General features: G+C 71.2%; 15 protein-coding genes, 2 pseudogenes and 1 riboswitch. Of the genes and pseudogenes, 8 read left to right on the forward strand and 9 right to left on the reverse strand.

Going from position 1 to position 24,996, the window contains the following annotated elements; genetic code table 11:
* Nucleotides 1–28: 28 nt before the first annotated feature.
* Nucleotides 29–4,450: an nSTAND1 domain-containing NTPase gene (locus ABTZ59_RS07650; protein WP_351392231.1), complete on the forward strand. Its 4,422-nt coding sequence runs from the start codon at nucleotides 29–31 to the stop codon at nucleotides 4,448–4,450.
* 129 nt (nucleotides 4,451–4,579) lie between these two features.
* Here ABTZ59_RS07650 and ABTZ59_RS07655 read toward each other — a convergent pair whose 3' ends face one another.
* The 4 genes from ABTZ59_RS07655 to ABTZ59_RS07670 all read right to left on the reverse strand — a co-directional run bounded on the left by ABTZ59_RS07655 (nucleotide 4,580) and on the right by ABTZ59_RS07670 (nucleotide 8,348).
* Nucleotides 4,580–5,095, reverse strand: coding sequence for a hypothetical protein (locus ABTZ59_RS07655; protein ID WP_351392234.1), 516 nt, complete (start codon nucleotides 5,093–5,095; stop codon nucleotides 4,580–4,582).
* Nucleotides 5,092–6,513, reverse strand: a complete 1,422-nt coding sequence (locus ABTZ59_RS07660; protein ID WP_351392237.1) for a hypothetical protein — start codon at nucleotides 6,511–6,513, stop codon at nucleotides 5,092–5,094. Before ABTZ59_RS07660 ends, ABTZ59_RS07655 begins: the two co-directional genes overlap by 4 nt.
* Before the next feature lie 21 nt (nucleotides 6,514–6,534).
* Nucleotides 6,535–7,002: a hypothetical protein gene (locus tag ABTZ59_RS07665; RefSeq protein ID WP_351392240.1), complete on the reverse strand. Its 468-nt coding sequence runs from the start codon at nucleotides 7,000–7,002 to the stop codon at nucleotides 6,535–6,537.
* 224 nt (nucleotides 7,003–7,226) lie between these two features.
* Nucleotides 7,227–8,348, reverse strand: a complete 1,122-nt coding sequence (locus ABTZ59_RS07670; protein ID WP_351392243.1) for a cobalt-precorrin-5B (C(1))-methyltransferase — start codon at nucleotides 8,346–8,348, stop codon at nucleotides 7,227–7,229.
* 38 nt (nucleotides 8,349–8,386) lie between these two features.
* Between ABTZ59_RS07670 and ABTZ59_RS07675 the strand changes: the two are divergent.
* Nucleotides 8,387–9,163: pseudogene (locus tag ABTZ59_RS07675) on the forward strand (cobalt-precorrin-6A reductase); the annotation flags it as partial.
* 47 nt (nucleotides 9,164–9,210) lie between these two features.
* Here the strand turns inward: ABTZ59_RS07675 and ABTZ59_RS07680 are convergent.
* From ABTZ59_RS07680 to cobG, 3 genes are read right to left on the reverse strand one after another with little or no spacing between them, the layout of a single operon-like run.
* Nucleotides 9,211–10,905 carry a precorrin-2 C(20)-methyltransferase gene (locus tag ABTZ59_RS07680; protein ID WP_503002325.1) on the reverse strand — a complete coding sequence of 565 codons (1,695 nt, stop codon included), beginning with the start codon at nucleotides 10,903–10,905 and terminating at the stop codon, nucleotides 9,211–9,213.
* A gap of 26 nt (nucleotides 10,906–10,931) precedes the next feature.
* The gene (locus tag ABTZ59_RS07685; RefSeq protein ID WP_351392245.1) at nucleotides 10,932–11,594 is read right to left on the reverse strand and encodes a precorrin-8X methylmutase; all 663 of its coding nucleotides are present in this window, start codon (nucleotides 11,592–11,594) and stop codon (nucleotides 10,932–10,934) included.
* Nucleotides 11,591–13,138 carry a precorrin-3B synthase gene (cobG, locus tag ABTZ59_RS07690; protein WP_351392350.1) on the reverse strand — a complete coding sequence of 516 codons (1,548 nt, stop codon included), beginning with the start codon at nucleotides 13,136–13,138 and terminating at the stop codon, nucleotides 11,591–11,593. The genes ABTZ59_RS07685 and cobG overlap by 4 nt, the downstream gene beginning before the upstream one ends.
* A gap of 108 nt (nucleotides 13,139–13,246) precedes the next feature.
* Nucleotides 13,247–13,400, forward strand: a riboswitch (cobalamin riboswitch).
* A 34-nt stretch (nucleotides 13,401–13,434) separates the two neighbouring features.
* On the opposite strand from cobG, the gene cobN reads away from it, so the two are divergent.
* The gene (gene cobN / locus ABTZ59_RS07695) at nucleotides 13,435–17,088 is read left to right on the forward strand and encodes a cobaltochelatase subunit CobN (RefSeq protein ID WP_351392248.1); all 3,654 of its coding nucleotides are present in this window, start codon (nucleotides 13,435–13,437) and stop codon (nucleotides 17,086–17,088) included.
* 127 nt (nucleotides 17,089–17,215) lie between these two features.
* On the opposite strand, the gene ABTZ59_RS07700 is transcribed toward cobN, so the two are convergent.
* Nucleotides 17,216–18,913: a hypothetical protein gene (locus tag ABTZ59_RS07700; protein ID WP_351392250.1), complete on the reverse strand. Its 1,698-nt coding sequence runs from the start codon at nucleotides 18,911–18,913 to the stop codon at nucleotides 17,216–17,218.
* Nucleotides 18,914–19,205: 292 nt separating this feature from the next.
* Here ABTZ59_RS07700 and ABTZ59_RS07705 point away from each other — a divergent pair, with 292 nt between their 5' ends.
* Nucleotides 19,206–19,745, forward strand: coding sequence for a flavoprotein (locus tag ABTZ59_RS07705; protein ID WP_351392254.1), 540 nt, complete (start codon nucleotides 19,206–19,208; stop codon nucleotides 19,743–19,745).
* A gap of 149 nt (nucleotides 19,746–19,894) precedes the next feature.
* Nucleotides 19,895–20,518 carry a hypothetical protein gene (locus ABTZ59_RS07710; RefSeq protein WP_351392257.1) on the forward strand — a complete coding sequence of 208 codons (624 nt, stop codon included), beginning with the start codon at nucleotides 19,895–19,897 and terminating at the stop codon, nucleotides 20,516–20,518.
* A gap of 157 nt (nucleotides 20,519–20,675) precedes the next feature.
* On the opposite strand, the gene ABTZ59_RS07715 is transcribed toward ABTZ59_RS07710, so the two are convergent.
* Entirely contained in the window at nucleotides 20,676–21,251 is a 576-nt protein-coding gene (locus tag ABTZ59_RS07715; protein WP_351392353.1) for a hypothetical protein, read from the reverse strand.
* Between the two features lie 116 nt (nucleotides 21,252–21,367).
* On the opposite strand from ABTZ59_RS07715, the pseudogene hemL reads away from it, so the two are divergent.
* The 3 genes and pseudogenes from hemL to ABTZ59_RS07730 form a co-directional block, all read left to right on the forward strand.
* Nucleotides 21,368–22,681 (forward strand): annotated as a pseudogene (gene hemL, locus ABTZ59_RS07720) (glutamate-1-semialdehyde 2,1-aminomutase); the annotation flags it as partial.
* A 59-nt stretch (nucleotides 22,682–22,740) separates the two neighbouring features.
* Nucleotides 22,741–23,424: a histidine phosphatase family protein gene (locus tag ABTZ59_RS07725; RefSeq protein ID WP_249948433.1), complete on the forward strand. Its 684-nt coding sequence runs from the start codon at nucleotides 22,741–22,743 to the stop codon at nucleotides 23,422–23,424.
* 189 nt (nucleotides 23,425–23,613) lie between these two features.
* On the forward strand, nucleotides 23,614–24,861 hold the full coding sequence (locus tag ABTZ59_RS07730; RefSeq protein ID WP_351392260.1) for a polysaccharide deacetylase family protein: 1,248 nt from the start codon (nucleotides 23,614–23,616) through the stop codon (nucleotides 24,859–24,861).
* Nucleotides 24,862–24,996 lie beyond the last annotated feature (135 nt).

Consider the following 24,996-nt stretch of genomic DNA (forward strand, 5'->3'; position numbering starts at 1 on the left):
CCAAGTCGTACAGGGGAGTTGGGTGTACGTGGTGGAGACAGCGAGTACGCCCGATCCGCTCGCCGCCGCGGTGCTCAGGGTCCGCTATCCCGATGGTACGGCCGTCGGCGCCGGCTTCCTCGTGACCGGGGAACTGGCCGTCACCTGCGCCCATGTCGTGGCCTCCGCACTCGGACTCGACGACGACGAGCGCCCGGCCGCCGGGGCGACGGTCGAGGTGGACCTGCCGCTCGGCCCGGTGACCGGTCCCGTCGACGGTCCGGCGGCCGTTGCGGCGGCGGTGGAGTACTGGCCCGAGGACGGCCCGTCCGGGGCCCGGGACATCGCCGTACTGCGCCTGCGGTCCACCCTCGCCGGCTCCGCGCCCCTGCGCATGGCCGAGGCGGACGACGTATGGGGACACCCCGTGCGGACCTTCGGCTTCCCGGCCCGCCATGCCGACGGGGTGTGGCACGCGGGGGTGCTGCGGGCGCGGCAGGGGGCCGGCTGGCTCCAGGTCGAGCGGGCGGCGGGCAGCAACCACGCGATCAGCCGGGGCTTCAGCGGCGCACCGGTGTGGGACGAGCGGCTGGGCGCCGCGGTCGGCATGGTGGTGGCCGCCGACCCCCAGCAGCCGTCCGCCTTCCTCATCCCGACCGGCGAACTACTGCTCGCCGTACCGTCGTTGCGGGAAGCCGTGCTGCCGCCCTCGCCGTTCCGGGGTCTGTCCGCGTTCCAGGAGAGCGACAGCGAGGTCTTCCACGGCAGGGACGAGGAGAGCGACGAGGTCGCCGCGCTGGTCACCGAGCATCCGGTGGTCACCGTCTTCGGGCCGTCAGGCTGCGGTAAGTCGTCGCTGGTACGGGCGGGTGTGGTGCCCCGGCTGAGGAAGGCGGGACACGCCGTCGTGATCGTACGGCCGGGCGGTCCCTCCGGTCTGCTCGGCGGCCTCGCCATGGAGCTGACGCGGCTCACCAGGCCGGAGCTGACCGGCAGCGCGCAGCGCGAGGAGAGCCGGGTGGTGGAGGCGGAGCTCTCCGTGCACGGCTGGGGGGAGATCCTGGCGCAGCTGACGGGTGCGGGCGGCGGCCCGGATACGGATACGGGTACGGGTACGGGCATGAGCACGGGTACAGCCACGGACACGGACACGGGCGGCGGGGCGCGTACGAGCAGGGGAGCGCGGACACGTCGCGCGCGCGGCGTACGCGGTCTCGTCGTGGTCGTGGACCAGCTTGAGGAACTTCTCGACCACGGCACCGGCGCCCGGTCCGCCGCCGAGGCCGTCGCCGCGCTGTTCCCCGAACACCCGCCGTCGGGGCTGCGCGTGCTGTCGACCCTGCGCGCCGATTTCCTGGAGGCCGTCAGCGCACGGCCCGGTCTGGAACGCGCCCTGCGCGGCACGTCCCTCCTCCTGCCCGCGATGTCCGCGGAACAGGTACGGCAGGCGGTGGTCCTGCCGGTGGAGGCGATCGCGTCCGTCGGATACGCGGACGGGCTGGAGCAGCGCATCCTCGCCGACTGCGGGGACGCGCAAGGAGTGCTGCCGCTGCTGGAGTTCACCCTCGACCAGCTGTGGGAGCGGCAGCGGGGCGGTCTGCTCACCCACGGGGCGTACGAGGAACTGGGCGGCGTCAGCGGCGCGCTGGCCGAGCGGGCCGAGACCGTATGGCTGCGCGCGGTACGGGAGACGGGCGGGCAGGACCGGGCGGAGGGCGCGGAAGGGGCGGGCGAGGCCACGGCGCGGCGGCTGTTCACCCGACTCGTCCGGCTGCCGCTCGGCGGCCCGGCGGCCACGCGCCGCGTCGTGCCCCGCGCCGAGCTGGGCGAGCCGGAGTGGGCGGTCGCGCGGGCACTGGCCCGGGAACGGCTGGTGGTCATCGGTCTCGACGACGAGAAGCGGGAGACCGTCGAGCTGGCCCACGAAACGCTGATCCGGGCATGGCACCGGCTCGGCGTCTGGGTGGAGCGCGACCGGGACTTCCTCGCCTGGCGGGAGGGGATCCGGCACGACCGTGAACGCTGGGAGGCCGCCGACCGCGCGCCCGACCTGCTGCCCGCCGCCTCGGCCCTGGACGTGGCGCGCCGCTGGGAGCGCGAGCGCGGCGAGGATCTGAGCGAGGCCGACGCCGACTTCCTGCGCCGGGGCCGCGACCGGGAACGGACGAGAACCCGGCGCAGACGCGGCCTGTTCATGGGCATCGGCACCGTACTGGCGCTGGCGGCGGTGCTGGGATCGCTCTTCGTCTACCAGACCGGTGTCACCGAGGAACGCGCCGCCGAGGCGGACTCCCGTTCCATGGCGGCGGCCTCGACGGACCTGCGCGCCACCGACCCGGCGCTGTCCGCGCTCCTCGCGATCTCCGCGTACCGCAGGTCGCCCACGGAGTCGGCGCGTGACGCACTGCTCCAGAGCTATCTCACGTACGGGCGGGCGAGCCGGCTGATGTCGGGGACGCTGGGCAGGGTGCGGCAGGTCGCCGCCAGCGAGGACGGGCGTGTCGTGCTGGCGACCACCGCGCTCGGCCGGGCCACGCTCTTCGTACGGGACGACGACGGGCGGATACGCCGGGCCCATCTGCCGGCCAAAGCGGAGGCGGATCATCCGGTGGTCGCGCGGGACGGGAAGAGCGCCGGTTACGTCGCGTCCAACGGAAAACTGCTCTGGTACCAGGTCCGCGCGGAAACGGACACATTGGTGGCGAACGGCCGGACGATCTCCCCGGCGCCGATCGCCTCCACCCGCGGCTCGGCATTCCGGCAGGCCGCGGTCTCGTCGGACGGGAGCCGGGTGGTGGCGGTCGTCAGCGACGACCTGGTGGTCTGGGATCTCGCCAAGGGTTCCGTCGTCCGCAGGATCACCCCTCCGGAGGGCCAGGATTTCCTGGCGGTCTGGTTCGGGGCGGACCGGGACACGGTGCTGGCGTACACCGGCGACTTCATGGCGGGCAGGGACTACACGCTCCGCGCGTACGAGGGCTCCCGCCCGCCCCGCACCGTCGTGTCCGGGGTGAACGGGGCGGAAGTGTCAGGCGACGGAAGCGCGGTGGCCTTCTGCCGGGGCACCGATGTCTCGGCGAAGGCGCTGTACCAGGTGGTTCGGGTGGCGGACGGCAAGGAGAGCGGCCGGTTCGCGAGCGACGGCCCCTGCGTCGAGAGAATGGCGATCGACCGCACGGGCCGGCACATCGCGGTCGGCGATCTCGTGGGCGACGTCATGTGGCTGGCCGACACCAAGCAGCGGAAACTGATCTCCGAGATCGGGGCGCGAGCGGGGATCGCGGCGACGGATGCCGCGTTGGGGAGGCGCCAGCCGTACGGCCGACTGGTGTGGGAGGACGGTCGGTTCTCTCTCCTGGGGTATGGCCCGACCGGCGTGACAGTGACCGGAATGTCCGCCGACGTGCAGGAGTTCCTTCCCGCGGACCGTGGTGCGGTAGGTGCCGTCCTGACGCCGGACGGTGCCACGGCGATCAGCAAGTGGCGCGCCGAGGAACTGATACGGACGCACAGCGTGGCTGGGGCCGGGGCTCGTTCCGGGGCCGATGCCGGGTCCGTGGCCGGGGGTTTCACGACGGCCGCCTCGGTGGAGCGGCCGGCCCCGGTGGCGCGGGGCAGCCTCAAGGTCAGCACGGACGGCTCGTTGGTCGCCGACCCCACGGACTCGGACATCGTCATCCGGGAGGTGCCGTCCTTGCGCGAGGTCAGCGTCCTCAGCCCCGCGGAGATCGACGACCCCTCGCTGTACGAGTTCACGGACGACAGGCATCTGCTCACCACCACCGACACCACCGTCGAGCGCTGGGACGCCAGGAGCGGCCGGCGCACCCACCGGACCGACCTGAGGGACCTGGACCTGGACGGGAGCAGCGGTTCCCCCGTCACCTGGCCGTACCCCAAGGAGGCGCATGTGGCGGTACTCGGTGACACCTTCCTGCATGTCGTGGACCTCCGTACGGGGCGCGAGGTCAAGGAACTCCGGGTCGAGATCGGGCCCGACGCCACCGGCCTTCGCATCGACGCCACAGGGCGGTACCTCGCGGTCTTCCGCCGGGGCGGCGACTGGGAGCTGTGGCGACTCGACCCGGCCCGCAGGGAACTCGGACCGGTCAGCGGGGCCGGCGGGAGCGGGGGCGGCGGGGCATTCACCGGTGAGTTCATCGACGGCGAGGGGCGCTTCCTGGTCGCGGACGCGGGGAAGGTGCGGATCTACGAGCCCGGACGCCGCTCCGCCGAGGAGTCCTTCGACTTCGGTACGGCGATGAACGCCACCCCGGGGACGTTCCCGGCCGTCTCGGCGGACGGTTCGACGCTCCTGTACGACGACGAGGGCCAGACGATCCCCGTACGCCTGGACCCGGAAGAGTGGGCGGCTCGACTCTGCGCGGTGACCGGACAGCGCACCCTCACGAGCGCGGAGCGCGACGCGATACCGGCGGAGGTGCCGCCGGGGGCGGTCTGCGGGGACTGAGGGCGGGCGGACGGCGGCCCGGCTCGCGCAGAACTTCAGCGAGGACCCGTCCTTCTGGGGGCAGGTCATGGATGGCGAGGTCGTGATGTCGTCCGCGAGACCCGAGGAGGGTGCGCGTCGCGGACGCGGTCAGTCGACCCCCCTGAGATAGATGCGGCTGACCCGGTCGTCGAGCGGATGCACCGCGATCTGAAGGGAGTTCAGCTGCCCCTCGCACGGTGCGCAGATCTGCCCCTCCCGGACGTCGGAAAGAGTCTCGGGCTCCGCGAGGCCGAGGTGGGAGAAGGGCGTGGTGGGTTTGACGGACTTCCGGAGAGGTTCGTCCCGCAGCGTAAGTTCGCGCTCGGGCGACAGTCCCGTGACGAACGCGTCGACCTCCGCGGTGGACAGGGAGAACGCCAGCAGCAGCCCGTCGTCCTGAAAGCCGTTCTGGTGCGCGGCCCGGCGATCGGTGGCCGTCGCGGGGATCCGGACGCCGAGCTGCTCGCTGACGCTCGCCGGCGTCGCGTCCTCGGCCCAGCTGGGCACCTGGCCGCGCACGCCGGCGGCGTCGCCGGTCGTGGCGGTCGAGCAGGAGGCCAGGGCCGGACCGAGCACGACGGCCCACCCGAGGGCGAGGGCGACGCGGGCCTTACGGTTCTTCACCGCACTCCTTCGCGACCCGGGTCCGTACGCTCTCCTTCGCGTCCCGGGTCCGGGGGATCGGGCAATTGGGCGGGATCGAAACCCAGTTCGACATGCTGTGTCGAACCGCTGCCTCGCATGTCGAACTCCCTCGCAAGGCCCGTCGTATGCAGTCGGGCCATATCGGCGTCGGTCACCGTGGTCGGACCGATCGGGGTGGCTTTCCCAGGATCCCAGTTGTACCTGTCCCACACGTTCACCTGGTAGTCGAGGGTCACCTGCGGCCTGCCGTCCGCGCCGGGTACTACCGTGACGGCGCCCGTGGTGTTGGACATGGCGCTGCCGATCGCCAGGTACCAGTCGCGATCGCTGTGTGTGTAGCCGACGGCAGGGGTTTCCACCGGGATGGTCACCGGTTTGCCACCCGACTGCTCAAAGGCTTCAAGGGCCTGCTGTCGCCATCTGTCCTGTTGCTGTGCGACCGACGTCTCCGCAGTCAGCCGTAGCGCCTCGTCGTCCGTCAGCATTCTGTCGACATCCAGGTTCAGCGTGTCCCCGGAGCCTTCGAGATAGTGATTCATATGCCGGGAAGCATCGGTGTTCCCGATGAAGTCGCCCGCGTCCGTCATCATGCCGGCCTGGGCGTGGATCCAGCGATCGCCCCAGCCCGGATCCTCCACGTCGTACGGGCCGGCCCCGTCGTCGGCGGCTCCGCGCCGTACCTGGGGAGCGAAAATGTCGGCGTCCAGAAGGCCGTCCCTTTGCTGGGACCACAACCGTGCCCGTGCCTCGGGGCTCAGGGACTCCCAGAGCCGCCGCAGCTCCTGCCGCTGGGCGGGGTCGGCGTCGTTCCCGAGCCGGGCCAGATCGACGGCCCGGGGGAACATGTCCTCGTCGAGCGAGGTGTACGTACCGTGTCCGGCGTTGTCCGGGTTGCCGCCGTGGCTTCCGCGCAGCGCGCGGGCCGTCGCCTCGTCGATCTCGCCGGCGTGGCTGACGATGCCGGTGAGGGTGTCGGCGTACCACTGCATCTCGTCCAGCTTCTTCTGGCCCGCGCCTTCCGGGGTGCACTGCGCCTCCATCACGCTGACCCTCCCGTCCTGGCCACTGGTGACCAGTAACCCGGCTCTGCGCGCGTCTTCGGTGAGGTCCTTGGCCCGGCGCTGCAAACCTTCCAACTCGCTATGGGCGTCGTTCATGACGCTCCAGATGCTCTTGGCCTCCCGGCGCAGGTCGTCGAACTCCTTCGCGGTCTTGCCCACGAAGGCTCGGGTCACCGTGGCGTTGACGCCCTGCCAGCGCGCCTTGTCCGACTTCGCCTTCATGCCGTCACGGGCGTTGTCCGCAAGCCTTTCCAGGTCCTGGAACACGGTCTTCCAATCGGATGCCGCGGTGCTCAGTTTGCCGAGATCGACGCTTACGAGGTCGTCGTAGTCCATATCGTCTCCGCCCCCTGCCGCCTACGTGAAGTACTCGTTGAGGCGCGAGACGGGGACAGCCGCGCCGCTGCGGTTTCGCAATACGGCACCGATGGCCTCGTCCTCCTTGGCGTATTCCTTCGCCGAGTAGTCCAGGTGATTGGAGATGTGCGCACAAGCCTGGAGCACGGTCTTCACCTGGGCGGTCCACACGCTGACCGTGTTCTCCAGCTCCGAGCCCATGGCGAAGCGATGGAGTTTCAGCTCCGCTCCGGCACGCATGGTGGATCCGGAGCCGCTGTCGTCGGCACCCGCTCCGGCGATGTCGGCCTGTCCGCTCAACTGGTCATAGAGCATGTATGCCTCATGGCCCACAGCGCCCAGATCGTCCTGGCGCACCACGAGATCCTGATCGCCTCCACCTCCCGGCGGTAGCTGATTCAGCCGCATCTCCGCCGACTTCCGCTCCGTGACCTCGGTCTTCAGGTGCTCCCACTCATCCCATGCCATCCTCGAACTCCCCCCGTCGGGCGTATGCGTCATGTGCGTCATCGCATCGGATGTCCCGGCCCGTACTTGTTCTGTCGCTCTCGGTCACCCTGTGGTTCCGTGCCGGCTCGGATCTGTCTCTGAACATTGTCCAGCTATGGGCCTTCCTCGTCCTCGCCCTGAGTGAAATCAGGCCAAGGCGAGCCGAAAGGGGCGGCCGGTGAGCGACGGGCAACCGGGCGCGGTCACGCGGGATCGCTCCGCCCCACCACCGTGCCCGCTCTGTCGACGCAGATCACGTCCACCTCCACCGGCGCCCCGCGCAGCACCGCCAGTGCTTCGTCCCGGGCCCGTCTCGCGACCTCGTCCCCGAGCGGTACGCCGTACGACTCGCACAGGCGGAGCGCCTCCAGGCCCGTGTTCGCCGCCGCCACCCGGTTCGCCAGCGGTGCGTCCGCGCCTGCTGTCAGGGCGAGTTCGGCGAGGAAGGTCTTGTCCACCTGGGAGCGGGCCGAGTGGAGGTCCAGGTGGCCCGCCGCCAGTTTGGAGAGTTTGGCGAAGCCGCCGCAGAGGGTGAGGCGGTCGACGGGGTGGCGGCGGAGGTATTTGAGTACCGCGCCCGCGAAGTCCCCCATGTCCAAGAGGGCGTCCTCGGGCAGGTCGTGGACCGCGAGGACCGTCTTCTCGGACGTCGATCCCGTACAGCCCGCCACATGCGTGCGGCCCGCCGCGCGGGCCACGTCCACGCCGCGTCTGATCGAGTCGATCCAGGCGGAGCAGGAGTACGGGACGACGACGCCCGTCGTGCCGAGGATGGAGAGGCCGCCCAGGATGCCCAGCCTCGGGTTCCAGGTGGAGCGGGCTATCTCCGCGCCGTTGTCCACGGAGACGGTGATCACCACATCGCCCGTACCGCCGTGCCGGGCCGCCACCTCCGCCACATGGGAGCGCATCAGCTGACGCGGGACCGGGTTGATCGCCGGTTCGCCCACGTCCAGGGGGAGTCCGGGGCGGGTGACCGTACCCACCCCCGGGCCCGCGCGGAAGACGACACCCGCGCCCGGTGGCAGCAGCCGTACGGTCGTCCTGATCAGGGCGGCGTGGGTGACATCGGGGTCGTCGCCCGCGTCCTTGACGACACCCGCCGTGGCCCGGTCCCCGGCGGTCAGGTCCTCCGTGGCCAGGGCGAAGGACGGTGTCACGCCCTTCGGCAGCGTGATCGGCACCGGGTCGGGGAACTCGCCGGTCAGCAGCGCCGTGTACGCGGCCGTCGCCGCCGCCGTCGCGCAGGCACCGGTCGTCCAGCCGGGCCGGAGGCCGGTGTGCTTGAGTTGGGCGGCGCGCCCGCCCCGCCCTCCATCAGACATGGAACGACCTGCCTCCGTCATGGAAAGACCCGCCGACGATGAGTGAACCGACCCCGGCCCCGGCCCTGACTTCGGCCCCCGCCCATGTGCTGATCCTCGGCGGTACGACGGAGTCGCGCCGGCTCGCCGAGCGCCTGTACGGCGACGGCCGTCTCCGCGTCACCAGTTCCCTCGCAGGCCGTGTCGCCCGGCCCGTACCGCCGCCCGGCGAGGTACGGATCGGCGGGTTCGGCGGCGCCGAAGGGCTGGCGCGCTGGCTGCGCGAGCATCGCGTGGACGCGCTCATCGACGCCACCCATCCCTTCGCCGGCACCATCAGCCGCAACGCGGCACACGCCGCCGCGCTCACCCATGTTCCCCTTCTCTCCCTGCGCCGCCCCTCCTGGGTGCCGGTCGCCGGTGACGACTGGCACGTGGTCGGCTCCCTGGCGCGGGCCGCCGAGAAGCTGACCGCGCTGCGGCGCGCGCGGGTCTTCCTCACCACCGGGCGGATGGGGCTCGCCGCCTTCGCGCACCTGGACGGCATGTGGTTCCTCGTACGGTCCGTGGACGCCCCGGAACCTCCGTGCCCGGCCCGTACGGAAGTGCTGCTGGACCGGGGGCCGTTCACCCTCGACGGCGAGCGGGAGATCCTGCGCCGCCATCGCGTCGACGTCGTGGTGACGAAGGACAGCGGCGGCGCCGCCACCGCGCCCAAGCTCACGGCCGCCCGCGAGGCGGGGATTCCGGTCGTGGTCGTCCGCCGCCCGGCCGTCCCGAAGGGGGTGGCGTCGGTGGCCACGATCGAGGACGCGGTGGCATGGCTGGCTCGGCTTCCCGGGCTCCCGGGGCTTTCCGGGCCTGCTCGGCTTCCTGGGCCTGCTCAGCGTCCGGGGCTCCCCGGGCTCCCCGGGCTCCCCGGGCTCCCGGGGATAACCGGGCTCCCGGGGCTTCCCGGACGCTCCGGATAGCGGCGCGGCGTCCAGACCACCGTCTCGTCACCGTTCTCGCCCCGCCGCGCGGTCACCGTCCGCGAGGAGCCGACCAGCAGGATCGTCCGCATGTCGACCTGCGCCGGATCGAGATCGGCCAGCCGCACGATCCGGACGCTCTCCTCCGGCCCGCCCACATCGCGGCCGAGCACGACGGGGGTGTCCGGGGCGCGATGCTCCAGGAGCAGCTCGCGCGCCTTGCCGACCTGCCAGGTCCGGCTGGCGGAACCGGGGTTGTAGAGCGCGAGCACCAGGTCCGCGCCCGCCGCCGCGTGCAGCCGTTCGGCGATGACCTCCCACGGCTTGAGCCGGTCGGAGAGCGAGAGCACGGCGTAGTCGTGGCCGAGCGGGGCGCCGACGCGGGCCGCTGCGGCGTTGGCGGCGGTCACGCCCGGGAGTACGCGTACGGGCACGTCCCGGTACGGATCGGCGGACGCGGCCTCCAGGACGGCCGTCGCCATCGCGAAGACCCCCGGATCGCCGCCCGAGACCACGGCCACGCGGCGGCCCCGCCGCGCGAGGTCGAGGGCGAACTCCGCGCGCTCCGACTCCACCTTGTTGTCGGAGCCGTGGCGCCGCTGGCCGGGGCGGACCGGAACGCGGTCCAGATAGGTGGTGTAGCCGACGAGATCCTGGGCGGCGGCGAGGGCGCCGCGCGTCTCGGGCGTGAGCCAGAGCGGTCCCGCGGGTCCCGTCCCCACGACCACCACCTCGCCACCCGATCCGCCGCTCTCGCCCCTCTCGTCGGCCTCGCCGTTCTCGCCGTTCTCCTCGGCCTCGCCGCTCTCGTCGCCCTCGCCGGACGGTTCGTCGTGGGCCCCGGGCACGGAACGCGGGGCGACCCGGCTCGGCAGCACCGCCACCGAGAAGTACGGGACCGACTCCGGGTCCGTGTCGGCCAGCGCCCCGGTGCGTTCGCCACTCATCGTGGCGCGCTCGACGTACCGCGCGTCCGCCAGCCGGCCCGCGCGCTCGACCGCCCGCCGTACGGTCGGGAACGTACGCCCCAGCTTCATCACCACCGCCGAGTCCGCCGAGGCCAGCCGGGCCGTCAGCTCCTCCTCCGGCAACGTGCCCGGCAGGATCGTCAGCACCTCCTCGCCCTCGACGAGCGGGGTTCCGAGCCGCGCCGCCGCCGCGCTCACGGACGTCACACCGGGGATGACCTCGGTCGGATAGCGGTCGGCCAGCCGCTTGTGCATGTGCATGTACGAGCCGTAGAAGAGCGGATCGCCCTCGGCGAGCACCGCGACCGTGCGCCCGGCGTCCAGATGGGCGGCGAGCCGGGCGGCCGACTCGGCGTAGAAGTCGTCCATCGCGCCCTGATAGCCGCCGGGGTGGTCGGTGGTCCCGGTGGTGACCGGGTAGACCAGCGGCTCCTCGATGTGGTCGGGGCGCAGCTGCCCGGCGGCGATGGACCGGGCTATGGACCGGCCGTGGCCAGCGCTGTGATACGCGATCACATCGGCCTCGGCGATGATCTGTACGGCCCGTACGGTCATCAGGGACGGGTCTCCCGGGCCCAGCCCGACTCCGTACAGCCGGCCCACGCCACGTTCGCCGGCCGGGGGACGCGCGTGCGAGATCTGCTCACCGGTGCTGCTCCGCACGGTCATTCTTCCTCGCTCGCGATCGCGTTGACGGCCGCGGCGGCGAGGGCGCTGCCGCCGCGCCGTCCCCGTACGACCAGGTGTTCCAGGCCGGAGAAGTGTCCGGCGAGCGCGTCCTTGGACTCGGCGGCGCCGATGAAACCGACCGGCACCCCGATGACCGCCGCCGGGCGCGGGGCGCCGTCCTCGATCATCTCCAGCAGCCGGAAGAGGGCGGTCGGCGCGTTGCCGACGGCCACCACCGCGCCCTCCAGCCGGTCCCGCCACAGCTCCAGCGCGGCGGCGCTGCGGGTCGTCCCCAACTCGGCGGCGAGGGCGGGCACCGACGGGTCGGAGAGGGTGCAGACGACCTCGTTGTCCGCGGGCAGCCGCTTGCGAGTGACCCCGCTGGCGACCATGGCCACATCGCACAGCACGGGCGCGCCCGCGCGCAGCGCCTCGCGGGCGCGGATCACCACACCGGGGCTGAAGGCGAGGTCACGCACCAGGTCGACCATGCCGCAGGCGTGGATCATCCGCACCGCGACCTGCGAGACCTCGGCCGGCAGCCCGCTGAGATCCGCCTCGGCGCGGATCGTGGCGAAGGACTGGCGGTATATCGCCGCGCCGTCCTTCTCGTACTCGAACCCTGTGGGCACTGTGGACACCGTGGTCTTCTCGCTCATCTCGTCAATGGGGTGGTGCGTGCCGCCGCGACCGCGTCGGCGAGTTCTGGTCCTGCGGTGATGGTGTTCGGGCCATCTCCCTGTACCTGAACCTGTACTTGGTCCCGTACCTGGTCCTGTACCTCGTCCTGTACGGAGATGTCGTAGCGGCCTTCGCCCGTGGCGACCACATCCACCCAGCGGCCCCGCGGATGGCCGCAGCGGCGCGCGCACCCCGACCAGTACACGGGCAGTCCGCCCGAGCCGTGGGACACAGCACGGGAGTCGGCACGGGAGTCGGTACCGGACAGGACCGCCGCCGTAGCGTCCGACCGTACGTCGGCCAGCGCCTTCGCACAGCCGGGCCGGCCGGTGCAGGCGCCGACCCCGTACCAGAGGGAGTCGGGGGCGGTGATCAGCCCGGCCGTACGGAGCCGGTCCAGGACGGCGTCGGCCACGGCCGGGGCCACCCCCGGCACGATCACTCCGCGCCAGGGGGTCACGCGCAGCGGTCCGTTCGCCGCCGCCGCGAGCAGCCGCAACTGCGCCGCGGTCAGTCGGCCGAGGCGGGCATGGACGGAGAGGGCCACGGTCCCGTCGGGCGACCGCACGGGACCTGGAACGGGAGGACCCCCTTGCGGCCCCGATGTCGAGCCCGGTTCCGGCGTCGAGCCCGCGTCCGGTGTCGAGTGCGGTTCCGGTGTTGAGCCCCGTTCCGCCGTCGAGCCCGCTTCCGGTGTCGACCCCGGTCCCCGCCCCGGAGCTCCCGCCACGTCCTCCGTCGCGATCCCGGCATCCGTCAGCGCCGCCCGCAGCGCCGCGTCCAGCCCCCGGCCGTCCTCGGCGGGCAGTTCCCGTACCCGCCAGGCCCCCGAGCCGCCCGCCTCCGCGAGCGTGAGGAACGTCTCCGCCGCCAACAGGGCCGCGCGCGGGGCGTCCTCGGGCGCCACACACGGGCCCGACCGGTTTGCCCCGGTACGTACGGCGACCGATCCGTCCCGGCGTGCGAGCAACGTCACATCGGCGCCGAGGGCCGCCACATCGCCGCGTCCGTCGTCCAGCGCGAAGAGGAACCGCCCGGAAAGGGTCGCCGCCCGCGCGCTCGCGCAGAGCAGTCCGTCCAGCTCGCGGGCCCACGACTGGACGTCCGCGTAAGGCAGTTCGTCCAGTCCGGCCAGCGGTGACGCGACGATGTTCCGTACCCGCTCGTGTGTCTCGGAGGGCAGCAGCCCGGCCTTGTGCAGCAGCCCGGCCAGTTCGGGGCCGCGGCTCCCGTCCAGGCCGCGCAGCTGCGCATTGCCCCGGGAGGTGAGGTCCACATGTCCGTCGCCCAGCCGCTCCGCCGCGTCCGCCAGCGTCTCGGCCTGACGGATCGTCAGCAGTCCGGCGGGCAGCCGCAGTCGGGCCAGCCGGCCGTCGTCCGCGGCGTGCAGCCGCAGCGCGCCGGGGCAGGCGTCGCCCCGCTCCCGCGCAGGGGTCCGTACGGACTCCCGTACGGCGGCCCGCGGGGGCGCTTCGTCCCGGTTCACGGGTGTTGGCGAGGTGGGCGGCATGGCGGCGAGCATACCCACGTACCCGCACCCGCTCCCGTCCCGCCGCCCGGCCGCCGACGCTCCGTACCGCCCCCCGCGCCGGACCGGGTTCCGGGCCCCCTCCCCGCCCGTGACCTCAGCACTTACTATGCAGACGACGGCCTGCCCAGGCCCGTCAACGCCAGCGACGGCGTCATGGGGAGGAAGCCCGGTGCGAACCCGGCGCGGTCCCGCCACTGTGAGTCCGGCAGCAGCCGGGCGAGCCAGGAACTCCCGCCGTCCTCCACACCTCGCCCGGGGCGCGGACCCCGAGGAAGGCCAGACGCCGCATGCTTCTGCTCCTGTCGACGTCCGACACCGATCTGCTGAGCGCCCGCGCGGCGAACGCGGCGGGCGGGCCCGTCCCGTACCGCTTCGCGAACCCCGCCAGGCTCGCGCTCGACGAACTGCCCGCGCTGCTGGAGGGCGCCGACCTCGTGGTCGTACGGCTCCTCGGCGGGCTGCGCGCCTGGCAGGACGGGATCGATCTGCTGCTCGCGGGCGACCGGCCCCTCGTGGTCCTCACCGGTGAACAGGCCCCCGACGCACAGCTGATGGAGGCGTCGACCGTCCCCGTCGGTATCGCCGCCGAGGCACACGCGTATCTCGCGCACGGCGGTCCGGCCAATCTGGACCAGCTCGCGCGGTTCCTCTCCGACACGGTCCTGCTGACCGGCCACGGCTTCGAGCCGCCCGCCGCCGCGCCCACTTGGGGCCGGCTCGACCGGCGCGTCAGGCCGCCCCGCTTCGGCCGTCCCGGACACAGCGTGGTGGAGTTGGCCCCGACCGTCGCCGTCCTCTACTACCGCGCGCACCACATGAGCGGCAACACCGCCTTCGTGGACACGCTGTGCTCGGCGATCGAGGACGCGGACGCCCGGCCCCTGCCAATCTTCGTCTCGTCCCTGCGCGCGCCCGAGCCCGAACTGCTGGCCGCCCTGCGCGAGGCCGACGCCATCGTCACGACCGTGCTCGCCGCCGGGGGCACCAAGCCCGCCGAGGCATCGGCCGGCGGGGACGACGAGGCCTGGGACGCGGGCGCGCTCGCCGCGCTCGACGTGCCGATCCTCCAGGCCCTCTGCCTCACCGGCAGCCGCGCCGCCTGGGCCGAGAGCGACGAGGGGCTGTCCCCGCTGGACGCCGCCTCGCAGGTCGCGGTGCCGGAGTTCGACGGTCGCCTCATCACCGTCCCGTTCTCCTTCAAGGAGCTGGACCCGGACGGTCTGCCGGTCTACGTCGCCGACCCCGAGCGGGCCGCCCGGGTGGCCGGGATCGCCGTACGCCACGCCAGGCTGCGCTATGTCACGAACGCCGACAAGCGCGTCGCGCTGGTGCTCTCCGCGTACCCGACGAAGCACTCGCGCATCGGCAACGCGGTCGGCCTCGACACCCCGGCGAGCGCGGTGTCCCTGCTGCGCCGACTGGTCCAGGAGGGCTACGACTTCGGTGCAGAGCCCGTCCCCGGTCTGGCCTCGGGCGACGGCGACGAGCTGATCCACGCCCTCATCGAGGCCGGAGGCCATGACCAGGAGTGGCTGACCGAGGAGCAGCTCGCCCGTAACCCGGTCCGTATCCCGGCCGCCGACTACCGGCGGTGGTACGGCCAACTCCCCGCCGAGCTGCGCGAGTCGGTGGAGCGGCACTGGGGACCGCCGCCCGGCGAGATGTTCCTGGACCGCAGCAGGGCCGCCGCCGGCGGGGACCCGGACGGCGACATCGTGCTCGCCGCCCTGCGGCACGGCAATCTGCTGATCCTCATCCAGCCGCCGCGCGGCTTCGGCGAGAACCCGATCGCGATCTACCACGACCCCGATCTGCCGCCCTCGCACCACTACTTGGCGGCCTATCGCTGGATCCAGGCCGGCCGCGAGGACGGCGGCTTCGGCGCCGACGCGATGATCCACCTCGGCAAGCACGGCAATCTGGAGTGGCTGCCCGGCAAGAACGCGGGAATGTCGGCGGCCTGCGCCCCCGATGCCGCGCTCGGAGATCTGCCGCTGATCTATCCGTTCCTGGTCAATGACCCGGGCGAGGGTACGCAGGCCAAGCGGCGCGTACACGCCACGCTGGTGGACCATCTCGTCCCGCCGATGGCGCGCGCCGAGTCGTACGGCGACATCGCGCGCCTTGAGCAGCTGCTCGACGAGTACGCGGCGATCTCGTCCATGGACCCGGCGAAACTGCCCGCGATCCGCGCCCAGATCTGGACCCTGATCCAGGCGGCCAAGCTCGACCACGACCTGGGGCTCGAAGACCGGCCGGACGACGACGGGTTCGACGACTTCCTGCTCCATGTCGACGGCTGGCTCTGCGAGGTCAAGGACGCGCAGATCCGCGACGGTCTGCATGTGCTGGGCGGCGCGCCCACCGGCGGGGCGCGCGTCAATCTGGTCCTGGCGATCCTGCGCGCCCGGCAGATCTGGGGCGGTACGGCCTCCCTGCCCGGTCTGCGCGAGGCCCTTGGGCTCGACGAGTCGGCGGCGACCCGTACCGGCGCCGACGAGGCGGAGGAGCGGGCCCGCGCGCTCGTCCAGGCGATGGAGGACGCCGGCTGGGACCCGGCGGCGGTGGCGGACGTGGCCGACGGGCTCCCCGAGGGCGTCGCGGCGATCCTCGGCTTCGCGGCGCGCGAGGTCGTACCGCGCCTCGCGGGCACCGTCGACGAGATCGAGCACGTGGTGCACGCGCTGAGCGGCGGATTCGTCCCGGCGGGCCCGTCCGGGTCCCCGCTGCGCGGCCTGGTCAATGTCCTGCCGACCGGCCGCAACTTCTACTCCGTCGACCCCAAGGCCGTACCGAGCAGGCTCGCCTGGGAGACCGGCCAGGCCCTCGCCGACTCCCTCCTCACCCGCTACCGCACCGACAACGGCGAGTGGCCGACCTCCGTCGGGCTGTCCCTGTGGGGTACGAGCGCGATGCGCACCTCGGGCGATGACATCGCGGAGGCGCTGGCGCTGCTGGGCGTCCGCCCGGTGTGGGACGACGCGTCGCGGCGGGTGACGGGTCTGGAGGCGATCCCCCTCACCGAGCTCGACCGGCCGCGTATCGATGTCACCCTGCGCATCAGCGGCTTCTTCCGCGACGCGTTCCCGCACGCGATCGGGCTGCTGGACGACGCGGTACGGCTCGCGGCCTCGCTGGACGAGCCCGCCGACGCCAACTTCGTACGCGCCCACGCCCAGGCGGACCTGGCCGAGCACGGCGACGAACGCCGCGCCACGACCCGGATCTTCGGCTCCCGCCCCGGTACGTACGGCGCGGGCATCCTCCAGCTCATCGACAGCCGCGACTGGCGCACCGACGCGGACCTCGCCGAGGTCTACACGGTGTGGGGCGGCTACGCGTACGGCCGGGAACTGGACGGCCGTCCGGCGCGCGACGAGATGGAGAGCGCGTACAAGCGCATCGCGGTGGCCGCCAAGAACACCGACACCCGCGAGCACGACATCGCGGACTCGGACGACTACTTCCAGTACCACGGCGGCATGGTCGCCACGGTCCGCGCGCTCAAGGGCACGGCCCCGGAGGCGTACATCGGCGACTCGACCCGCCCCGAGACCGTCCGCACACGCACCCTGGTCGAAGAGACGTCACGGGTCTTCCGCGCCCGCGTGGTCAACCCCCGCTGGATCGAGGCGATGCGCCGCCACGGATACAAGGGGGCCTTCGAACTCGCCGCGACGGTCGACTATCTCTTCGGGTACGACGCGACGACCGGCGTGGTCGCGGACTGGATGTACGACAAGCTCACGGAGACGTACGTTCTGGACCCCGAGAACCGCGCGTTCCTCCAGGAGGCCAACCCCTGGGCCCTGCACGGCATCGCGGAGCGGCTGCTGGAGGCGGAGTCGCGCGGGATGTGGGCGAAGCCGGACCCGGCGGTGCTGGACGCGCTGCGGGCGGTGTTCCTGGAGACGGAGGGGGAGTTGGAGGGGGAGGACTGAGCCGGGCGGGGCGGGCGAGTCGGGCGGGACATTCCCGCCCGACTCGCCCGACTCGCCCGCCCCGCCGCATCGGAGACGTGCCCCCGGTCGAACCTGGTCGGCCTCGATCGGACCCGGTCGGGCCCGGTCAGGTGGGGATGGGCTTGGTCTTGGTGCAGTTCTTCCATTCGACCCAGGGCCGGGCGCCGCCGTTCTTGGGGCCGGTGGCGTATTGGGGATCGCCGGTGATCGTCTGGTTCTTCTCCTCGTGGGTGATGTCGATCCCGAAGATCTTGAAGCCGAAGCTGACCTGTCCTGCGGAGATACCGAAGCCGATGCCGAGCGAGGCGTTCCACCAGTCGGTGTTGGCGTTGTAGTCGAGCTTGCTGAGCTTGCCCTTGTCGTGGAGGAGCCGTTCGAGGTCGCTGGCGTCGGAGTCGGGTACTTCGGCCGCGTCCGAGGGGGAAGGAAGCGGGTTCTTGGCGGGGTTGCCCCTTCCGCGCAGCCAGTCCTCGACGATGGTGCTGTCGGTGTCGTTGTCGAGGATGAGTTCGGCCGACTCGGTGTGTATCTGTGACTTGGTGGATCCGCCGCCACCGCCGACGTCGATCGTCACAGGACCGGCGTTGGCGCCTGCCTCGATCTTGACGCCGCCGCCGTCCCCGGCTTCCTGGCTGGTGGTGATGACCAGCTTCTCCGGGTGGTGATCGGCGCCGTCCTTCTCCTCCTGGTCGTAGGCCGCCGCGTCGTAGGTGACGGCCACCTGCTGCATCCGCTCGCCGGTGGCGACTCCGCCCGCGCCGGCCGAGCCCTTGACGGTGAAGGTGTAGATGAAGGTGATCTTCCCGGCGTTCGGTCCGTTCTGGGCGCGCATGACGACGACGTCCTCGGTCATCGTGCCGTTGAGCACCTCACCGGATATCTTGCCGAGATCCTTGGGGCCGTCACTCTTTCCCGAGTCCTTGCCGCCCTTGCCGTTGCCCTTGAACTTTCCGCCGAAGCTCGCGTTGCCGGACGCCTCGACGGACGTCTTGGTGATGTCGACGTCGGGAGCCCTCTCGGGATCGAGGTCGGGCTTCTTCTTGTTCGCGTGGTAGCCGCAGATCATGCCCAGTTCCGAGGAGCGTGGTCCCGCGGGCCGGCTGTTGCAGTCGTCCATCGCCTTGAGGTATTCGGCGAACTGCTGCGCGTCCTTCAGGTTCGCCTCCAGGTCCGCCTGGGTGTCGCCGGTCTTGTTCCCGTTGAAGAGCCACTGCCCGCCGCTACCACTGCCCGCCAGATACGTGCCGCTCAACTTCGCGCTGCCGCCCCAGTCCTTCAGGCCGGGGATGCCCGCGGAGATGCTCGCCGTGACGCCGCCCGAGGTCTCGGTCACCCGTTCCAGGGTGACGGTGCCGTCGGACCACTGCTGGAGCTTGACCGTCTCCGAGTTGCTGATCTTGATGAAGATGATCTGGATGACGACGGTGGTCTTCGTCTGGTCCTGGGAGAGCAGACACCGGGCGGGCTCGAAGGGGTCGCCGTTGGGTACGAAGGGATCGTCGGGGCCACCTCCGCCACCGCCCCCGCCGTCGCCTCCGCCTTTGTCGCCCGCGTAGTCGCCGGAGGAGCAGGCCTCGGCGCCGCTGAGCGGGTGGAGTATTCGGCACACCGCGCTCTTCAGCCCGGTCGCCGTGTCGGCGGGCACGCTCAGCCCGACGATCGCCGCGACGACGAGCGAGACGACACCGACCATCGCGGCGTACTCGGCCCCGCCCTGCCCCAGGTCGAGGCGATCTCTGTCGATCAGCCCCCGGCTTCGCCTGTGCCATCTGCGCAGCCTGTCGTCGCCCCTCATGCCGCTCATCGGTTCTCCTCGCCCCACACCGTCCGCCATCCCCCGAGCGAGAGCAGCGTATGGATTGGGCCGGGCCCAAACGGCAGGGTCCCCGGGCCCAGTTGAGGGGTTCCAGCGGGCCCAGTTTTCGCCGGACGCACCCCCTCCTACCTGCGAAAAGTGTCGTTCGAAGGGCAGTTGGATGAACTCATTGGGGACGGGGCGCGACCGTCGTGCCGCCGCGCTTCCCGAGCCCGCCGGGCCCCGCGGCGGGGGCAGTCTCACAACCGTCCACGCCCGCCCGGCCGTTAGGGTCGGGAACATGACCGCGCAGAAGCCGTTCCTGTACGTCGTCGTATGCGCGTCCGCGATCGCCGGCGACGTCGGCGAGCTGATCAACGCCGCGCGGGAGCGGCGCTGGGACGTGGGCGTCATCGCCACCCCGCAGGGCCTCGGATTCCTCGACACCGACGCGGTGGAGGCGCGGACCGGCTATCCGATCCGCTCCGCCTGGCGCCGCCCCGGCGACCCCCGTCCGCTACCACCCCCGGACGCCATCGCGGTCGCGCCGGCCACCTTCAACACGATCAACAAGTGGGCCGCCGGGATCTCCGACACCCTCGCGCTGGGGATTCTGTGCGAGGCGTACGGACTGGGCATCCCGACGGCGGTCCTCCCGTACCTGAACGCGGCGATGGCCGCGCACCCCGCGTACTCCGCGAGCCTGGAGCGGCTGCGGGAGATGGGCGTGCTGATCGGTTCGTACCGGCCCCATGACCCGGCGGCGGAGGGAGAGGCGGACGAGTACCGCTGGGAGGAGGCGCTGGAACTGCTTGCTCCGGCGATAACGTCCCGGGGCTGATCAGTTCGGTTTTCGGCCAGGTTGATGAGGCATCCCGTTCGGTGATGACCGGCCGCGTCGATTCGCCTAGGGTCGTCTGCGCTCCACAGCCCGGTGCCGCACGGCCATCGTGCGGTGCTTCGCGGACCCGTCGATGGGAACGGTGTGAAGTGAAGATCGAGTATCGGCATCTGATCAGTCGTTTATCAGCGGTGGCGGTGGTGGTCCGGAGTCGGCTCGCCGCCGCGCTGGGTGTGGTCGCGCTGCTGGCGACCGCCCTCACCGGCACGGCCGCCGGCACGGCCAGTGCGGAGCCCCGTACGGCGCCGGTCGCCGCCACCCAGGAGGCCCCGGGGTGGGTCTGCCCCGGCACGCCCATACCGCCGGGTTACGTGATCACCAGCCGCGCGGCGAACGGGTGCAACGGTGCCGGCGCCTGGTACATGCAGCCCGCGCAGGACGGGATCTGGATCTGCGCCACCTCGCCGATCCCGCCCGGCTATGTGCTCACCCTCCACACGGCCAATGGCTGCAACAGCAACATCGACACGTGGTTCATGCAGTTGGCCCGCGACGGCCAGTGGGTCTGTGCGGGCTCGCCGATCCCCGCCGGTTATGTGCTGACCGGCCACATCAGCACCGGCTGCGGCAACATCGGCGTGTGGTTCCAGCAACTGGCCCGCGTCGGCCTGTACATCTGCCCCGGCCAGCCCATACCGCCCGGCTACCGCACCGGCACCTTCAACGCGACCATGTGCGGCGGCCTCGGGGGCTGGCTCCTGCTCAGCGCCTGATCCGACCTGACCCACCGGAAGGTACCGCGCGCGGTACCTTCCGGCGTCCCGCCGGACTTTCCCGCGTGCCCAAGCCTGGCGGCCCGGGACCTGGGGCCGAAGACACCTCGGCCACTCGGAGCCGGAGAACCCGGCCCGTACTCAGCGAAATCCCGGATCAGGGCCACACCAGGCAGTAAGGCTGATGCCCCGCCTCATGCAGCCGGTGGCTGAAGTCCTGCCATTGGTGCAGCAGTTGGTAGACGTTGTACGCGTCCCTCGGGCCGCCCCTGTCCGGGACCGTCGACCAGATGAAGGCCGCCGCGCCCACGGATTCCTCGCCGATGCCGCGCAGCGGGTCCACCACCGTCATCGGGAGTTTGACCACCGCGTAATCGGGATGCAGCACGACCAGTTCCAGCGGGGGCACTTTGTACAGGGGCATGCCCTGAATACCCGTGAGGACCATCGCCGCTATCGTCTCCGGCTTGATCTTGGTGAACATGCCGTTCATACCGAGCTCATCGCCGCCCAGCTCCTCCGGGCGCATGGAAATGGGCACGCGCGCGGCCGTGGCTCCGTCTGGCGCGCCGAAGTATTTGTAGGTCACCCCCACCCGGCCACCACTCCTGCTTTCCGGCGTTCCCGGAGGTTGCTCCCGCGCCTCACGTTCGCGCCGTCGATGCTTTCCACGTCGGGCAGGCTCGGGACCGAGGTCGTCCGTTCCCTCGCCCAGTCCGCCACCGCGATGCATATCTCCACCCGACCACTCGCAGCCATGGCCGCGCAACCCGATCATCGTGACAGTGACCTCCCCCACGAACGTCCGGTGAAACACCTGTCCGCAAGAACGTCCGAGCCTCTGACACCATGGATTCCGTGAGCTTCCCCTATGACGCCCCAGTTTCGCAGACGCTTTTCGACCGCGCCGCCCTCGTGACACCCGGCGGCGTGAACTCTCCCGTCCGTGCCTTCCGCGCGGTGGGCGGTACGCCCCGGTTCATGGTGTCCGGGCATGGTCCGTACCTCATCGACGCGGACGGCCGTGAATATGTCGACCTCGTATGTTCCTGGGGTCCGATGATTCTCGGTCATTCCCATCCGGAGGTCATCGAAGCGGTCCAGGCCGCTGTCGCCCGCGGTACGTCCTTCGGTACGCCCGGTGAGGGCGAGGTGGCGCTCGCCGAGGAGATCGTTGCCCGGGTCGCCCCCGTCGAGCAGGTACGGCTCGTGTCGTCCGGGACCGAGGCGACCATGTCCGCCATCCGGCTCGCCCGCGGTTTCACCGGGCGCGCCAAGGTCGTGAAGTTCGCCGGGTGCTACCACGGGCATGTCGACGCGCTGCTCGCCGCCGCCGGCTCCGGGGTCGCGACCCTCGGGCTGCCCGACACTCCCGGGGTGACCGGCGCGCAGGCCGGGGACACCATCGTCCTGCCGTACAACGATCTCGACGCCGTGCGCCGGGCGTTCGCCGCGCACCCCGGCGAGATCGCCTGCGTGATCACCGAGGCGTCGCCCGGCAACATGGGCGTCGTACCGCCCCGGGACGGGTTCAACGCCGGGCTCAAGGAGATCTGCGCCGCCGATGGCGCGCTGTACATCTCGGACGAGGTGATGACCGGTTTCCGTACCTCGAAGGCCGGCTGGTACGGCGTCGACGGTGTCGCGCCCGACCTGATGACCTTCGGGAAGGTCATGGGCGGCGGATTCCCGGCCGCCGCGTTCGGCGGGCGCGCCGATGTCATGGGGCGGCTCGCCCCGGCCGGCCCCGTCTACCAGGCGGGCACGCTCTCCGGGAACCCGGTCGCCACCGCCGCGGGCCTCGCCCAGCTGAGGCTGCTCGACGACGCGGCGTACGCGAGGATCGACGCCGTTTCGCGGCAGATCCAGGGGCTGGTGACGGAGTCGCTCAGCAAGGAGGGCGTCGCCCACCGCGTGCAGACGGCGAGCAATATGTTCTCCGTCTTCTTCACGGCTGACGAGGTGCACGACTACGAGGGCGCCAAGCGGCAGGAGTCGTTCCGCTTCACCCCCTTCTTCCACTCGCTGCTGGCCGACGGTGTCTATCTGCCGCCGTCCTCCTTCGAGTCCTGGTTCGTCTCCACCGCACACGACGAGCGCGCGATCGAGCGGATCGCCGCCGCGCTGCCGGCCGCCGCCCGCGCCGCGGCCGAAGCGACCGCCCCCGAGACCACTGGCCCCGAAGCCAGTGCCCCCGAGCCCGCCGACCCGGAGAACGCCGCATGAGCAAGAGCGAAGAGATCACCGTCGTCCATCTCGTGCGCCACGGCGAAGTGCACAACCCCGACGGTGTCCTCTACGGCAGACGACCCGGCTACCACCTCTCCGAGCTGGGCAGGCGGATGGCCGACCGGGTCGCCGAGCATCTCGCGGACCGTGACATCGCTCACGTCGTCGCCTCCCCCCTGGAGCGCGCGCAGGAGACCGCGGCCCCCATCGCCAAGAGCCATGGGCTGACCCTCGACACCGACGACCGGCTGATCGAGGCCGCGAACGTCTTCGAGGGCAAGACCTTCGGGGTCGGTGACGGCGCCCTGCGCAAGCCCGGCAACTGGAGGTACCTCACCAACCCGTTCCGGCCGTCCTGGGGCGAGCCGTACATCGATCAGGTCGTACGGATGATGGGCGCCCTGAACTCCGCGCGCGACGCGGCCCGCGGGCACGAAGCGGTCGCCGTCAGCCATCAGCTGCCGATCTGGATCGTGCGGAGCTTTGTCGAGCGGCGCCGGCTGTGGCACGACCCGCGCCGTCGGCAGTGCACGCTCGCGTCCCTGACCAGCTTCACCTATCAGGGCGACAAGATCGTCTCCGTCGGCTACTCCGAGCCCGCGCGCGATCTCGTCCCGGCTCATCTGCTGGCCGGCGCCCGGCCCGTCAAGGGCGGCGCCAAGGCCTTCGGTGCCTGAACGGATCCGCATGCTCGCAATCCGTTGATCACCCCTGCCGTATCTGTCATATCTTTCGTTACGTCAGCAAAGATGAGTAAAGATATGACAAGTGCTGGAACCTCCGTGTTCGCCATCTCATCTCCTGTGTTGCCGCTTGTAAGACTTTTATGAGCGGCATACGCAGAGACGAGCGCGGATGGGAACGGTATGCGCGACATCAGCCGAAGGAGTCTTCTCGGGGCGGGAATCGGAGCGGCTGCCGCGATCGGAATCGCGGGCTGCTCCACCGGCGGGAGCGGCACGGTCCGGCACACGGAGGTGGGCAAGGGCGGTGCGGGCGGAGGCGCGACGAGCAGTGCCAGTCCCCTCGGTAAAGAGGTCCGGCTCATAGGGGACGGTTCCACTTCCGACACGGGAAAACAGCCGCACCAGCCGCCCGCCCCCGTCCCCCTGGAGCCCGGCCAGACCCCGCCGCAGTTCGTGATCTTCTCCTGGGACGGGGCGGGCGAGGTCGGCAACGGTCTCTTCCCGCGCTTCCTGGAACTCGCCAAGAACCACGGCGCGGCGATGACCTTCTTCCTCTCCGGCCTCTATCTGCTGCCCGAGTCGAAGAAGACGCTCTACCGCCCGCCGAACAACCCGGTCGGCGCCTCCGACATCGGCTATCTCACCGACGGCCATATCAAGGACACCCTCAAGAACGTCCGCCAGGCATGGCTGGACGGGCATGAGATCGGTACGCACTTCAACGGGCACTTCTGCGCCGGCTCCGGCACCGTCGGCGACTGGACCCCGCGGCAGTGGCGCAGCGAGATAGACCAGGCTGTGTCCTTCGTCACCGAGTGGCGTACGAACAGCGGCTGGACCGAACTCGACCCGCTGCCCTTCGACTACCGCAAGGAACTGACCGGCGGCCGTACGCCCTGTCTGCTCGGCCAGGAGAATCTGCTGCCGACCGCGAAGAAGCTGGGCTGGCGCTACGACGCGAGTTCGCCCGGCGGCACGCAGCGCTGGCCGGACAAGAAGCTCGGCCTCTGGGATTTCCCGCTTCAGCAAGTCCCGTTCCCCGGGCACAGCTTCGAGGTCCTTTCCATGGACTACAACATGCTCGCGAATCAGTCGAGGAATTCGACGAACGGCATGACCTCGCGGTACGCGGAGTGGCGCAAGCAGGCCACCGACGCGTATCTCGGCGGTTTCAACCGCGCGTACGAGTCGAATCGCGCCCCGTTCTTCATAGGCAACCATTTCGAGCAGTGGAACGGCGGGATCTATATGGATGCCGTCGAGGAGGCGCTGAAGGGGATGGCGGGCAAGAAGGACGTACGGCTCGTCTCGTTCCGGCAGTTCACCGACTGGCTCGATGCGCAGGACCCTGCCGTGCTCGACAAGCTCCGCACCCTGGAGGTCGGCCAGGCTCCCGCCGGCGGCTGGAACACCTTCTTCAAAGCCTGAGAAGACCGTTTGAGGAGACTGTTTCCGAAGACCGTTTCCGAAGACCGGGTGAGGAGACCACCTGACCAGGTCGCTTGACCACGTAGCTTGACGACATCGCTTGACCACGTCGCTTGAGCAGCCCCCTGGCTGTTG

Source organism: Streptomyces sp. NPDC094034 (assembly GCF_040303865.1).
Classification (GTDB): domain Bacteria; phylum Actinomycetota; class Actinomycetes; order Streptomycetales; family Streptomycetaceae; genus Streptomyces.

Excerpts from the sequence above, each read along its gene's own strand:
- ABTZ59_RS07665 (WP_351392240.1), bottom strand. The coding sequence starts at position 7,002 with ATGGCATGGGATGAGTGGGAGCACCTGAAGACCGAGGTCACGGAGCGG.
- ABTZ59_RS07725 (WP_249948433.1), top strand. The coding sequence starts at position 22,741 with ATGAGCAAGAGCGAAGAGATCACCGTCGTCCATCTCGTGCGCCACGGC.
- cobN (WP_351392248.1), top strand. The coding sequence starts at position 13,435 with ATGCTTCTGCTCCTGTCGACGTCCGACACCGATCTGCTGAGCGCCCGC.
- ABTZ59_RS07670 (WP_351392243.1), bottom strand. The coding sequence starts at position 8,348 with ATGTCTGATGGAGGGCGGGGCGGGCGCGCCGCCCAACTCAAGCACACC.
- ABTZ59_RS07730 (WP_351392260.1), top strand. The coding sequence starts at position 23,614 with ATGCGCGACATCAGCCGAAGGAGTCTTCTCGGGGCGGGAATCGGAGCG.
- ABTZ59_RS07660 (WP_351392237.1), bottom strand. The coding sequence starts at position 6,513 with ATGGACTACGACGACCTCGTAAGCGTCGATCTCGGCAAACTGAGCACC.
- ABTZ59_RS07715 (WP_351392353.1), bottom strand. The coding sequence starts at position 21,251 with ATGCATCGCGGTGGCGGACTGGGCGAGGGAACGGACGACCTCGGTCCC.
- ABTZ59_RS07700 (WP_351392250.1), bottom strand. The coding sequence starts at position 18,913 with ATGAGCGGCATGAGGGGCGACGACAGGCTGCGCAGATGGCACAGGCGA.
- cobG (WP_351392350.1), bottom strand. The coding sequence starts at position 13,138 with ATGCTCGCCGCCATGCCGCCCACCTCGCCAACACCCGTGAACCGGGAC.
- ABTZ59_RS07705 (WP_351392254.1), top strand. The coding sequence starts at position 19,206 with ATGACCGCGCAGAAGCCGTTCCTGTACGTCGTCGTATGCGCGTCCGCG.
- ABTZ59_RS07685 (WP_351392245.1), bottom strand. The coding sequence starts at position 11,594 with ATGAGCGAGAAGACCACGGTGTCCACAGTGCCCACAGGGTTCGAGTAC.